General features: G+C 58.2%; 12 protein-coding genes. 2 read left to right on the top strand and 10 right to left on the bottom strand.

The window, feature by feature from the left end:
• Positions 1 to 12: 12 nt before the first annotated feature.
• Both ACR0EL_RS10810 and ACR0EL_RS10815 read left to right on the top strand, forming a co-directional pair.
• Positions 13 to 933 carry an ABC transporter permease gene (locus ACR0EL_RS10810; RefSeq protein WP_480499867.1) on the top strand — a complete coding sequence of 307 codons (921 nt, stop codon included), beginning with the start codon at positions 13 to 15 and terminating at the stop codon, positions 931 to 933.
• Positions 930 to 2,198, top strand: a complete 1,269-nt coding sequence (locus ACR0EL_RS10815; protein WP_480499868.1) for an ABC transporter permease — start codon at positions 930 to 932, stop codon at positions 2,196 to 2,198. The genes ACR0EL_RS10810 and ACR0EL_RS10815 overlap by 4 nt, the downstream gene beginning before the upstream one ends.
• Positions 2,199 to 2,237: 39 nt before the next feature.
• On the opposite strand, the gene ACR0EL_RS10820 is transcribed toward ACR0EL_RS10815, so the two are convergent.
• The 10 genes from ACR0EL_RS10820 to ACR0EL_RS10865 form a co-directional block, all read right to left on the bottom strand.
• Entirely contained in the window at positions 2,238 to 4,154 is a 1,917-nt protein-coding gene (locus ACR0EL_RS10820) for a beta-galactosidase (protein ID WP_480499869.1), read from the bottom strand.
• Positions 4,151 to 5,011: an SMP-30/gluconolactonase/LRE family protein gene (locus ACR0EL_RS10825; RefSeq protein ID WP_480499870.1), complete on the bottom strand. Its 861-nt coding sequence runs from the start codon at positions 5,009 to 5,011 to the stop codon at positions 4,151 to 4,153. The genes ACR0EL_RS10820 and ACR0EL_RS10825 overlap by 4 nt, the downstream gene beginning before the upstream one ends.
• On the bottom strand, positions 5,008 to 5,613 hold the full coding sequence (locus ACR0EL_RS10830; protein ID WP_480499871.1) for a 2-dehydro-3-deoxy-6-phosphogalactonate aldolase: 606 nt from the start codon (positions 5,611 to 5,613) through the stop codon (positions 5,008 to 5,010). The genes ACR0EL_RS10825 and ACR0EL_RS10830 overlap by 4 nt, the downstream gene beginning before the upstream one ends.
• Positions 5,610 to 6,503, bottom strand: coding sequence for a 2-dehydro-3-deoxygalactonokinase (locus ACR0EL_RS10835; protein WP_480499872.1), 894 nt, complete (start codon positions 6,501 to 6,503; stop codon positions 5,610 to 5,612). Before ACR0EL_RS10835 ends, ACR0EL_RS10830 begins: the two co-directional genes overlap by 4 nt.
• Positions 6,504 to 6,507: 4 nt before the next feature.
• A complete protein-coding gene (locus tag ACR0EL_RS10840) occupies positions 6,508 to 7,275 on the bottom strand; it encodes an SDR family NAD(P)-dependent oxidoreductase (RefSeq protein WP_480499873.1) in 768 nt (255 codons plus the stop codon).
• Positions 7,275 to 8,984 carry an IlvD/Edd family dehydratase gene (locus ACR0EL_RS10845; protein ID WP_480499875.1) on the bottom strand — a complete coding sequence of 570 codons (1,710 nt, stop codon included), beginning with the start codon at positions 8,982 to 8,984 and terminating at the stop codon, positions 7,275 to 7,277. Before ACR0EL_RS10845 ends, ACR0EL_RS10840 begins: the two co-directional genes overlap by 1 nt.
• A 12-nt stretch (positions 8,985 to 8,996) precedes the next feature.
• The gene (melA, locus tag ACR0EL_RS10850; protein ID WP_480499876.1) at positions 8,997 to 10,337 is read right to left on the bottom strand and encodes an alpha-galactosidase; all 1,341 of its coding nucleotides are present in this window, start codon (positions 10,335 to 10,337) and stop codon (positions 8,997 to 8,999) included.
• 23 nt (positions 10,338 to 10,360) lie between these two features.
• The gene (locus tag ACR0EL_RS10855; protein WP_170534862.1) at positions 10,361 to 11,209 is read right to left on the bottom strand and encodes a carbohydrate ABC transporter permease; all 849 of its coding nucleotides are present in this window, start codon (positions 11,207 to 11,209) and stop codon (positions 10,361 to 10,363) included.
• 1 nt (position 11,210) lies between these two features.
• Positions 11,211 to 12,137 (bottom strand): carbohydrate ABC transporter permease, encoded by a 927-nt coding sequence (locus ACR0EL_RS10860; RefSeq protein WP_170534864.1) that lies wholly within the window; start codon positions 12,135 to 12,137, stop codon positions 11,211 to 11,213.
• Between the two features lie 96 nt (positions 12,138 to 12,233).
• Positions 12,234 to 13,493: an ABC transporter substrate-binding protein gene (locus tag ACR0EL_RS10865; protein WP_353011232.1), complete on the bottom strand. Its 1,260-nt coding sequence runs from the start codon at positions 13,491 to 13,493 to the stop codon at positions 12,234 to 12,236.
• Between the last annotated feature and the right edge of the window lie 113 nt (positions 13,494 to 13,606).

Below are 13,606 nucleotides of genomic sequence, written 5' to 3' on the forward strand. Positions count from 1 at the left end.
GGGGTCAGACAGATGCCCCAGTTTCTGAAAGACTTCTTCAACCGCAATGGCACCGGCATGGGGTTGTTGATCCTGGGTCTGGTCCTCTTCTGGACCATCGGCCTGATCATTCTGCCTCAGCTGTCGATGCTGGACTTCTCATTCCGTCCGAACCTGCCCCCGCCCGAGATCGGTGGGCCCAAGGACGTCTATACGCTGGAGAACTATAAATACCTGATCTACGGGCCAGAAGGTGGTAGCCAGGATTACAACGCAGTCGACCTAAGGGTGTTTTTCCGCACGCTGCTGGCGGCGGTCTGCGTGACGATCTTTAACCTGATCATCTGCTATCCGATTGCCTATTATCTGGGTCAATCCAAGGGCAATCACATCCGCATCTTCGCGATCATGCTGATTATTCCCTATTGGATCAACGAGATCCTGCGGGCTTTTGCGCTGCGGATTATCTTCGGTGAAACCGGCGTGCTGAACACTCTGTTCATGGGTCTGGGCATTTGGGATGTGCCGTTTGACTTCATCCGCAATGACATCGCGCTCTATGCGGGCCTTGGCTATGCCTACATCCTGCTGATGATCTTCCCGATGTATAACGTGATTGAGAGCCTCGATGGTAACCAGATCGAGGCTGCGCGCGATCTGGGTGCCCCCTGGTGGCGCATTCACTGGCGCGTTGTCATTCCCTATGCCAAGCCAGGGATCAGTTCCGGCTGTACGATGGTCTTCATGCTGAGCGCCGGTGCGCTGGCCGCGCCGCAGATCTTGGGCGGGCCGTCCAGTCTGTGGTTCACGCAACTGATCTATCAGCAATTCAACGACAACAATGACTGGCCGCAAGGGGCCGCCTACGCCATCGTGCTTCTGGTGACCTGTATCCTGTTCGTGCTGGCTGTGATGCGCCTGTTCAAGGTGAATATGGGGGATATCGGGAAATGAACAATTCCTTCCTCCGCATAAGCATCTGGGTCTATCTGGCAATCTTCTTCCTGTACCTGCTGGGGCCGCTGGTGATCATGTCGGTCACGGCTTTCAACTCTCCCAGCTTTCCAAGGATGAGCCCGTGGGAATGCCTGACCTTCCAGTGGTTCGGAGAGCTGTTTCAGGATCAACGCATTCTGAACGGCATCAAGAACTCGCTGATCATTGGGGCCGGTACGGTAGTGCTGTCGGTTGCGATGGGGCTGGCGGGTGCGTTGATGCTGACGCAGATCTGGCCCAAGCTGCGCGCGACCTATTACACGGTCATCATCGCACCGATCCTGATCCCAGGCGTGGTTCTGGGTATCTCGACGCTGGTGTTTTGGGATCGGATCAACCGCATGCTAGGGCTTGGGGCGGATAGCTTCCTGTCAAACGGCATCTTCCTGACGGTGATCGGCCAATCCACCTTTATCGCCAGCTATTGCATGCTGGTGCTGGTGGCGCGGTTGCAACGCTATGACATCGCGCTGACCGAGGCGGCCCTGGACCTGGGTGCCAGCCATGCGCAAGCGTTTCGTAAGATACTGCTGCCTTTCATGCGCCCGGCGATTGCATCAGCGGCGGTGCTGGCGTTCCTCGCGTCGTTCGAGAACTACAACACCACCACATTCACCTTTGGTGAATACCCGACGCTGACCATTGAGCTGGCCCAGAAGGTACGGTACGGTATTACGCCCTCGATCTCGGCCTTGGCCTTTATCATCGTGGCGCTGACTGTGTTCTTTGCCCTGCTGAACGAAGCCAAGCTGAAACGTCAGGAACTGGTCGCAGCAGCGCGCAAAAACGCCACTGTGGAAGAACTGGCAGGCAAGATCAAATTGCCCGGCTTCTTCTCGGGCAATATGGCTGCGGTTCTGGTTGTGGTGTTTGCGGTGGCGACGATCACTGTAGTTGGCACCGCCACCGCCTATGATCCGGGCCAATGTATCGCGGATGTGCGCGCGCAAAAGCAGTTGGAGGCTGAACAGCGTATCCAGCAGCTGCGTCAGGAACGCGAAGAGCGTCGCAAACAGCGCGAGGCGGAAGAGGCCGAGCAAGGCGGCACCCAAACCGCACCGAAGCCGTCAAACAACAGCGGTTTTGGGAATGTCTTTGCCCCCAACACGCTAGGTGGGGATGATGACGGGAGCGGTGACGAAAGCTCGGACACTGAAAGCCAGCCGTCGAACAACAGTGGGTTTGGAGGGGTTTTTGATCCCAACAGCTTGCAAAACGACTAGGCTGGGGTCCTAAAAAATCATGCGACCGCCCGAATGGATTTACGTCTGTTCGGGCGGTACGCGTTTCAGGATCGCCACATCGCACCCCGCGATCTTGTGCCCGTCCCACTCTACCGTTTTGGCGTTATAGTTGATCAGGAATGTGTGCTCTGAGGTGTCGCGGCGGCGCAGCCCTTCGGGCATTGGCGCAAGGGTCAGGCCGGTTTGTTCTGCGGCCATCGCAATAATACGGTCCCAAAGCTGGGTATCCGGGAACCCGGCCAAATACCACAGTCCGCCTTCGCCTTTCAGCGTGGGGCTGCCATCCTCGAAATTCAGCACATCCGTGGCGTTCCCCGTCAGTCGTTCGATCCAATGCTGCGCGGTGCCGCCTCCAGCCACGGGCCGGTGTATGTTGGGCGGAACTGTCTCGACCAACTCCACATCGCAATCCAAACCTGCCAAGCCGGGCCGTCCGGTTGTGGGGATCTGAAATTCATGGGTAATTGCTCCGCTGCGGGGGCCGAGGATGGCAAGATCGCAAGCATCTGTCAGGCGCTGTTCCAGATCATCCTCCACCGTTGCCAGACCCGGTGCCAGGATCAGTTTGTAGCCCTTTGGAATGTCTTTTGCCGACACAATGTCTACCGAAAGCCCGGCGCGCCGCAGGGCACGGTAGGCCGAGAACACAAGCCGGAAATAGTCAAACCCGGCCCCCTGCGGGTGTGTGGTCCAGGCCCAGTCCGAGGCATAGTCGAACAGAATGGCAACCTGTGCTTGCTGCTGTTCTACCGTGCCTAACGCCGTCAGATTATCGGCTGTCTGGCGCGCTTCGGCCATCGCAGGCGCATCCGCATTGTTTGAAGTCAACAGGCCCGCATGCATCTGTTCCTGCGCAAAGGGGGCCTGACGCCAGCGGAAATAGCTGACCACCTCGGCCCCGTGCGCCACAGCCTCAAGCGACCATAGGCGGACCATTCCTGGCAGGGGGGCCGGGTTGTAAGGGGCCCAATTCACCGGGCCGGGCTGTTGTTCCATCACCCACCAGCGCCCGTGCCCGACTGTGCGATACAGGTCATGGTGAAACGCCTGCATATCGGGATCACCCTGTTGCAGATATCTGGTCTTGTGGTCCAGATCATCCTCCAGCCGATCCGAAAGGAACCCGATCGGATAGCTGTCCCAGGTGGCGATATCCAAATCAGCCCCGACATCAAAATGATCAAACTCCAACACGCGGCCCATGTAATTGTGCAGCAAGGGTGCATCGGTCAGCGGCCTAAGCACATCGACCTGAGCCTTGTTGAATGCCACAACCTGATCCGAGCTGAAACGACGGAAGGCGAGCACATGAGCCGGATTTGGGTCGGTCACTGTCAGGTTGGGCAGATCGATTTGGTCGAAGTGGTTATACTCCATCGACCAGAACACATTGCCCCACGCTTCGTTTAGCGCTTCAATTGTGCCGTACTGATCTGCCAGCCACTGCCGAAACGCACCTAGAGCAGGGGCGCTGTAGCTGAGCGTTGTTTCATGGCAGCCATATTCATTGTCGATCTGCCAGGCCGCGATATGCGGATTTTGCCCGTAGCGTTCACCCATGATCTGGGCAATGCGGGCGCAGTCGTCGATATAGCCCGCATGGCTGAAACAATAATGTCTGCGCGACCCAAATTTACGTGGCTGCCCTTGTACATCGACCGCAAGCATGTCGGGATGTTTGTCCAACATCCAGCGGGGTGGCGTGGCCGTCGGTGTGCCAAGAACCACCTTCAACCCTGCCGCGCCCAGTGTTTCGATTGCGCGGTCCAGCCAGTCGAACTGCATATTGCCGGGCTGCGACTCCATCCGGCTCCAAGCGAATTCACCGATCCGGACCCAGCGCAGGCCGGCCTCAACCATGCGCGCGGCATCTTCGGCCCAAACAGCCTCGGGCCATTGTTCGGGGTAATAGCAAACGCCAAGTTCGGGTTTCATAAAAGGACTCTGTGCTCTGTCTGACCTTGCCCTGCATTCGGGGCAACGAAGGTCATTCCGTTTCTGGGTTGGTCTCGAAGTGTCTCAGCATTTAGCCCTTCGCGGGCCGTTGTGCAGAAAAGCGTGCTCAAATCGTCGCCGCCGAAGGCGGGGCACGAAGTATGAGCGGCGTCAAATGTCACCGCGTGCTGAAACTGCCCCGAAGGATCATAGCACGCAACCCGCGCCGCGCCCCATTGTGCGATCCAGATATGGCCCGCTGCGTCGACAACTGCGCCATCCGGGTTCAATGCCTCTTCGCGGAAATCCAGAAAAACCGAAGCCTCACCCTCAGGCCAACCGGTTTCAGGGTCCAGTCCCCAACGCATGACCTGCTGTGTCGTCGTATCGGTATAGTATGCGCAAGAGCGGTCGGGCGCGAAGCAGATCGCGTTTGAGATCGTGACGTTTGGAACCAGACGGCGCAGCTCACCCTGCCAAAACCGATAGATCGATCCGGCATGTGGTTCGGCCTGTTTGCCCATGGTTCCAATCCAGAACCCGCCCCACGGATCAGCGCGCCCATCATTGGAGCGGGTAATGGGGTTATCCGCTTCCAACGGGCAGACGTGCTTCTTCTCACCGTTGGTTAGCGAAAATCGCCACAGCCCAGTCTCGGATGCGATCAGCAGAGTATCTTTATCTACCCAACCCGCTGCCGACACATGCTCCGCGAAATCCCAGCTGTTTTGTTCGTCTGCCTCGCGGGTCATCAGACGTTTGTTGTTGATATCAAACCAAAAAAGCTGCTGCCTTTCCGGGTGCCATAAAGGCCCTTCCCCCAAATCACAGGGGCGATTGTCAAATACCTGACTCATCCGATGGCCGAGTCATAAGCGCTGACGATCTGTTGCGCGCGGTCGGCAATTTCAGAGAGGCTCATACCCGGCTTGTAGAGTGCCGAGCCGATGCCAAACCCATCCGCACCAGCGGCGATCCAGTCGCCGAAGTTCTCAGGCCCCGCACCGCCGACAGCGTAGACCAGCGTGCCCTTTGGCAAGACCGGGCGCAGCGCGGCCAAGCCCGATGTCCCGGCCATCACGCCGGGGAACAGTTTTAGCCCGGTCGCACCTGCCTTCAGCGCCGCAAAAGCTTCGGTGGGGGTGAAGACGCCCGGCCAGCTTTGCATGTTCAATTCTACGCTGCGCGCAATCACTTTGGCATCGTAGTTTGGTGAAACAATCAGTTTGCCGCCCACACAGGCAACGTCTTCGGCCTGTTCGACAGTCAGGACTGTCCCCGCGCCAACCAGCGCTGTGTCTCCGAAGGTCGAGGCCAATTGGCCGATGCTGTCCAGCGGGTCGGGCGAGTTCAGAGGCACTTCGATCCGGTCGATACCGGCTTCGATGATGACACGCCCAACCGCTTCTGCCTCGGATGGTTGCAAGCCACGTAGAATAGCAATGATCGGGCGACTCATGCGGTTTGCCTCGTCAGGTTGCGGGCCTGCGCCAACCCGGCCAGGGTGACCTCTGTGGCATCGGCGGTTTCGACAAATGCGCCCTGTTGTTGCAGGGCTTGCGCATAGATATTGGCGACCTGATCTGCACCGATGATGGCCAGTTGTTGACCCAGCCAATAGGCTCGCGTGGCGGCTAGTTCGGCGCCAATCAACAGGCCGGACAGCCGCGCCCGCGCGATAGCCCCGTCCTGCCCTTGCAACAGGTCAGCGGCACGCAGACCAAACAGGCGACCTGCCAGGTTTTCGGGCTTTGACAGCGTGTCTGCTAGCGCCTCAGCATAGGCCGTATCGTCCCATCCTTCGCCGACTGAGTGTCTCAGCACCGATTGCCCGCGCAGCAGCTCGAACATCTCTCCGGTCATGAACGTGCGAAAGCTGACCACCTCGCCCGCGCTGAGTTGCACCCATTTGGTGTGCGTGCCGGGCAGGCACAAAACCCCATCCCAATTGGGTCGTGCAGCCAGAAAGCCGGCGATTTGCGTCTCTTCGCCGCGCATGACATCTGGCGGGGTGGTCTGTTTCAGGCCGGGTACAACAAAGGCGCGAATGCGGGGGTCTGTGTTGGGCACCCGAACCGGGACACTCGCCACCGGCTCTGCTGGTACGGCGGCATAAGGGGCCTCGACCCAGCCTTGCCGCGCTCCGACCATGCCGCAGGCGATGACATCAACCGGAGCATCGCCCAGCCATCGGTCGACTATTGATAAGAGCGCGGTCTGGAACCCACCTTTGGCCACGCGCGACATGCCCTGATCGGACTGCGCCCGGTCCACGACACTGTCGCCCTGCATGGCCCAAGCCCGCAGGTGAGAGGTCCCCCAATCGACAGCAATCCACTCCGCCTTCATATCCTCACCCCGATACCACAACGCCACCATCGACGGCCATGCATTGCCCGGTCATGGCACGGCTTGCGTTTGAGGACAAAAAAAGCGTTGGGGCAATCATGTCCTCTGGTGTCAGATGTTCCTTGAGGCATTGGCGGTCCAGATGGGCAGCAAGATCCTCGGGCGTGGCCCACATATCCAGTTGTTTTTGCGTTAGAACCCAACCGGGCGCCAGAGCGTTCACGCGGATGTTTTGCGGGCCCAATTCGCGCGCCAGCGACCGTGTCATGCCGGTGATGCCCGCGTTCGAGGTCGTGTAGATCGGATAGCCCGCGTTGCCCATGATATAGCTGATCGAGCTGAAATTGACGATCGCACCGCCTTTGTCCTGCATCTGGCGTGCTGCCTCCTGGCAGGCAAAATAGTAGGCTTTGAGGTTCACCTCAATCATCCAGTCCCAGAACTCGGTGGTGCACTCTTCAAGCGAATGACGTTTGTCATTGGCCGCATTGTTGATCAATACATCCAGTGGACCATGTGCCTCGGCTGCCTTTTGCATCGTTGCGTGCAGCAGTTCTGTGTCGGTCATATCACCCTGCATAAACAGCGGCGCGCGCCCGTGTTTCTCGCGCATCTCCTCGACAAAGGCGCTGGCGTCTGAGCGGCCGATGAAGGCCACGTTCGCCCCATGCGCGAGGAACCCATCGGTCAGCGCCGCACCAACGCCGGAGCCTCCGCCGGTGATATAGACCGAGGCCCCGTTTAGATCGTGGAATGTAGCGGGTTGGGTCATCAGTGGCTCTCTCTGGTCACAAGGCGAGTGTCTTTGCCGACAAGGAAATCAAGGTCCGCGCCCTGATCGGCTTGCAGCACATGGTCGACATAGAGCTTCGCGTAGCCGCGCGTGTAATGCGGATCGTCCGGTTGCCATGCTGCGCGGCGGGCGTCCAGTTCTGTTTCATCGACCAGCAGTTCCATCTCGCCCTTGCTGGCCGAGATACGGATGCGGTCACCGGTTTTGATCAGCGCCAAGGTGCCACCGGCCTGCGCTTCGGGGCTGACGTGCAGGATGACGGTGCCATAGGCGGTGCCCGACATGCGGGCGTCGGAAATGCGGATCATGTCGCGCACGCCTTCTTTCACCAGCTTTGCCGGGATCGGCATGTTGCCAACCTCAGGCATGCCGGGATAGCCCTTTGGCCCGCAGCCCTTCAGGACCAGAATGGTCTCGGGTGTCACCGGCAGGTCGTCTCGGTCAATATTGGCTTTGAGGTCTTCGATGCTCTCAAACACATAGGCCACGGCCTCGGTTTCGAGCAGTTCGTCTGTGGCCGCCGAAGGCTTTACGATGGCCCCGTTTGGCGCAAGGTTGCCGCGTAGGACACGCAAGCCTGCAGCAGGTTTTACCGGATCGTTGAAGGGGCGGATGACGTCTGTGTTGAAGCATTCAGCCCCTTCATAGTGAGCCGAGATATCCTTGTTCAGAACCGTCTTGGCCGGTCGCAGGAAAGACTTGAGTTCGTTCAGAACCACCGGCACGCCGCCTGCATAGCAGAAATCCTCCATCAGGTACTTGCCCGAAGGCATGCAATTGACCAGAAGTGGGATTTCCGAGCCGATTTCGAAGTCCTTCAACGTCAGGTCCACGCCAACCCGACCCGCCAACGCGAGCAGGTGAACCACCGCGTTGGTGGAACCTCCAACGGCTGCGTTGGCGAGGATGGCATTCTCAAACGCCTCTTTGCTCAGAATGTCGGATGGTTTGAGGTCTTCATCCACCATCTCGACAATCCGCTTGCCGGTCAGATGCGCCAGCGCCATGCGGCGGGCGTCGACGGCGGGCAGGGCGGCGTTGGTGGGCAGGGACATGCCCATCGCCTCGACCAATGAGGCCATGGTGGATGCGGTGCCCATGGTCATGCATACCCCGGCGCTGCGGGACATCCCGGATTCGGCGTTCATGAAGTCCTGCAGGGTCATCTCTCCGGCCCGGACGGCCTCGGAAAACTTCCAGACATCGGTGCCGGAGCCGATGTCCTTACCGCGATATTTGCCGTTCAGCATCGGTCCTGAACTGACGACAATCGAGGGCAGATCGACTGACGCCGCACCCATCAACTGCCCCGGTGTGGTCTTGTCACAGCCGCCCAGCAGGACGACTCCATCGATGCCATAGGCGCGGATCGATTCCTCGACATCCATGGCCAGCAGGTTGCGAAACAGCATGGCGGTGGGCTTCATCTGGGTTTCGCCTAGCGACATGACCGGGAATTCGACCGGGAAGCCTCCGGCCTCCCACACCCCGCGTTTGACGCCCTCAGCCAGATCACGCAGGCCCGAATTGCACGGCGTCAGCTCCGACCAGGTGTTGCAGATGCCAATAACTGGACGCCCGTCAAAGGCGTGATCCGGAAAGCCTTGGTTCTTCATCCACGATCGGTGGATGAAGCCATCCTTGTCGAGTTTTCCGTACCAATGCTGTGAACGGCGTTTCTTCGTCATATGCGGGGCCTTTCAAGCGGCGCGAGCTGGGCGGCACCAATCAGGCAGCCAGTCGGCATGGGCCGTTAGCAGATCGGTGACAAGGCTGCGGATTTGCCGCAAGTCCAGTTCGGCGGCGGTGTGCGGGTCCATCATGGCGGCGTGATAGATGTGTTCGGGTTTTTGCTCAACCAATGCCCGCACCGTCAGTTCTTGTACATTGATCTGTGTCCGCATCAGCGCAATCAGCTGTGGCGGGATATCGGTAACCACCGAAGGCTGCACGCCGTTGCTGTCTACCAAACAGGGGGTTTCGACCGCGGCACCCAAGGGCAATTGTGGGATTTGGCCAGTGTTGGGCAAGTTGCCATAGGCCGCATAGGGCGCGTCGGTGACGATGGCGTTCATCAGGTCGGCGGCGAATTCATGGCTGCGGCAGACTTCGATATCCCGACCATCGGTCAGTGTCTTGGCTTGTTCTTTCCAGCTTGCAACCTGCTCGATGCAGCGGGTGGGGTATTCGTCCAGCGGGATCGAGAACCGCTCGATCAAATCTTCGCGCCCGTCCTTGATGAACCACGGAACGTATTCGGCAAGATGTTCCGAGCTTTCGGTGCAAAAGTAACCAAGATGATCCATTACCTCGTACCGCACCTTGTTCGGGCAGCGCGGCATCAACAGTGGAGTTTTGGGCAAGCGCCCGCTGGCATATCCTTGTCGCAGAGCCGGGTAAAGGTCGCGGCCCTGATGTTCCAGTTTTAGGAAGAACGCGACGTGATTGACGCCCGCGACCTTGTAGCGGAATTCTTCCTTGGGCAGGTCTAGGTCATGGGCCAGTTCCTCGACCGTGTTCTGGACCGAGTGGCAGAGGCCAACATGCTTCAGGGTCGGGAAACGTTCAGCCAGCGCCCAGGTGTTGATCGCCATCGGGTTTACGTATTGCAGTAGCGTCGCGTTGGGGCAGAGTTGCATCATGTCGCGCGCGACGTCCCACAGGACCGGAACCGTACGCAATCCGCGCATGATGCCACCAATACCCAGCGTGTCAGCGATAGTCTGGCGCAAACCGTATTGTTTTGGGATCTCGAAATCGGCGACCGTGCAAGGCGTGTACCCGCCAATCTGGAACGCGGTGATCACAAAATCCGCCCCGTCCAGCGCCACGCGGCGGTCGGTGTGTGTGGAAACGGTCGCGGCCGTGCCGACCGAGCGGATCATAGCGCGGGCCACGGATTCGCTTTCGGCCAGACGTTCGGGATTGATGTCCATCAGCGCGAAATGGCTATCGGCCAGCGCAGGGGTCAGCAGCGCGTCGCCCACGATATTCTGCATGAAGATCGTGGAGCCCGCACCAATGAAGGCGATCTTTGTCATTGAGGCAAACCTTTGGTTTGACGTTATTTTACGGCACCGAGGGTCAAACCCGCGATGAAGTGTTTTTGCATCAGGAAGAACATGGCCACCGGCGGCAGGGCTGCCACGATGGAACCGGCACTCATCAATTGATAGGCAGCGCGGAATTGCGCGTTAAAACTGGTGATACCTGCGGTGACAGGCTGACTTTCCGCGCCTTGGGTCAAAACCACAGCCCAGAAATAGTCGTTCCAGATGAAGGTGAAAATTAGCACGCTGAGCGCGGCAATTGCAGGCTTCATCAGCGGCAGCACAACGTACCAGAAAATGCGCCATTCACTGATGCCTTCAACCCTTGCCGCCTCGATCAACTCAAAGGGCAGTGCGCGGATGAAATTGCGCATGAACAGGGTACAGAACCCGGTCTGGAAGGCGATGTGGAACAGGACAAGACCTGTTTTGGTGTTGTAGAGGCCCAGTTCCAGCGTCAGGTCGCGAACTGGTACCATCAAGATTTGGAACGGTACAAAGTTGCCCGCGACGAACATGAAGAAGATCCAGATGTTCGATTTGAACTTGTAGATACCCAACGCGAACCCGGTCATGGTGCTAAGCGCGACGCAGCCGATCACCGTCGGGATTGTGATCAGGAACGAGTTCATCAGATAGCGTGGCATATCTGAATTGAAGAAGACCTGTCCGTAGTTGAACGCGCCTTCGAAACTGGATGGCATTCCCCAATAGTTGGCATTCGTAAAGTCAGCAGCGGGTTTGACCGAGAACAGGGCAACCGCCAGCAGCGGCCCTAGCCACAATAGCAACGCCAATGGCAGCATGGCCTGATAGGTTATCTGTGCCGCGCGGGGTTGTTTTTCGATGGGTTTGGGAAACATCTCAGTGCCCCTTTTCTTCGCGGTACATCGACCACAGGAAGTAGGCGATGAAGCAGAGCATAATCAGGAACAGGATCACCGCGATGGCAGCGCCGTAGCCCATGCGGAAACCGTACTCCGACAGAGCGACCTCGAACATATAGTAGGCCAGCACGCGGGACGACCCGAACGGCCCGCCCTGGGTCATGATCGAGATCAGGTCGAACGACCGCAGCGCGCCGATGATAGTGACAACAAAGGCGATGAAGGTCGCAGGGCGCAGTTGCGGAAGAATGATATGCCACAGCATCCTGCCGCCCTTTGCGCCGTCCAGCCGTCCGGCTTCGATCTGTTCAGGGTCGACGGCATTCAGGCCGGTCAGGTAGAGGATCATACAATAGGCCGTCTGCGGCCAGAGGCCTGCAAAAATGATGCCATAGGTCACAAACCTCTCATCGCCCAGCACGTTGAGAGGGCCCATGCCAAAGAAGCCTAGAAACTCGTTCAACAAGCCGAATGTCGGGTCATAGAACCATGTGAAAACAAGGCCAACGACAACCTGTGAGATAACGAAAGGAAAGAAAAACAATGACTTGTACAGTCGGATGCCCCAGACTGTCTGGTTCAGAAACAGCGCAATGAACAGGCCCGCCGGTATAGCAGCCAGATAAAGGATCAGCCAGATCAGGTTATTCTTCAGCGAGATGTAAAACGCATCCCGATCAACCCATTCCCAATACAGGTCCTCGTAGTTGCGAAAGCCAACATATTCGGCCGCGCCCAAACCGTCCCATTCATAAAGAGACAGGTTGAAGGACTGAAAGACCGGGATGATCACGTAGACCATAAAAAACAGCAGGCCGGGTGCCAGGAACAACCACGGTGCAATGCGCTGTTGGTTGCGGTGGAACCAGCTTTCCTGCTCTGGGGCGTTTGCGGCGATGGTCATGGCGGGATTCCGGGTTTGGTGGGATGAAGACGGGCCGACGCCCGCCTTGCGATTGTAATTATTTGGTAGGCCGGGCTTCAGCCCGGCCCGATCCGTTTAGTTGTCGTAGATGCGCTGGCGCGCACGTTCCAGCTTGGCCAGAACACGGTCGGCATTGTCCGGCTTGACCATGAACTCCTGGAAACCTTCCATCGACACTTTGGCCATTTCCGCAGGCGCGTCACGATCCCAGAACTGAGCAACGCCGCCTGGGCTGTTCGACGACAGCATGGTGAAGCCCTGCTGCAGGAACTTGTCGTCATCCACCGAGGATTGCGCATTTACAGGCAGCTGACCCAGGTTTGCACCATTGTTGATTTCGGTCTGTTCGTCCGCCGAAACAACGAAGCGCAGGAACTCGCGTGCGGCTTCCTTGTTCGAGGCGTTGGCCGGAATGTGGAAAGTGTCGGTCGGGGCGTCTTCTGCCAATTCGACATCGGGGTTGATGGCAACGAACTGATAGAAGTCCAGTTGATCATCAGTCAGGCCAGCCTCGCGCAGCGGCGCTACGGCAAAGTTGCCCATCAGGTACGCGGTGGCTTCCCCATTGACCATGAAGGGCAGGGCCTCTTGCCAGCTATAGGTCTGGTGATTGTCGATGAAGGCACCCATGTCGATCAACTGCTTCCAGTTGGCGAAGGTCTGCTTAACCCGGTCGTCTTCCCAGCTGATTTCACCATTGGCCAGCTGATTGTGGAAGTCATAGCCATTGGTGCGCATGTTCAGGTAGTCGAACCAACCACCAGCGGTCCACAGAAATTTGGTGCCGATGGTGTAACAGGCACGGCCCGAATCGACGATTTTCTGACAGTTTGCCAGCTCTTCTTCCCAGGTGGTCGGCTCGCTCAGGCCCAGCTCATCAAAGATGTCTTTACGGTAGTAAACACCCCACTGGTAGTAAGTATACGGCACGCCCCACTGCTTACCATCAATGGTCATCGCACCTTTGGTCGAGGCAAGGTTATCAGCAATCTCGGGCTCGGCCCAAAGGTCCGAGACGTCTTCGAACAGACCAGCTTCGACGTAAGGCTTCATGCGGTTGGCCGCGTACCATGTTGCCACATCAGGCGTGTCCGCCGTCAGGAAGTTGCGGATCTGGGTCTTGTAGGCTTCGCGGTCGATCACCGTGGTTTCGATCTCGAGCCCTGGGTGCTCGGCCGCAAACCGCTCGATCATCGCTTCCATGGTCGCACGGGGCGCCGGGTTCGATGTATCGAGGAAAATCCGCAGCTCGCCGGTCAGCTCGGCCGCAACGGGCGCTGCAAGTGCCACACTAGCTGCTAGAGCAGCCGCAGTGCGCTTGAACATGGAATGCATGGTTTCCTCCCTTAAGCTTCCATTTTGGTTTCATATATTGAAACCTAGTTTTATATATTGAAAACTACACATCGACTCGGCTAGTCTTGTCAAGACCCTCGTGAGGATGGAGA

The organism is Ruegeria sp. AH12 (genome assembly GCF_056541465.1).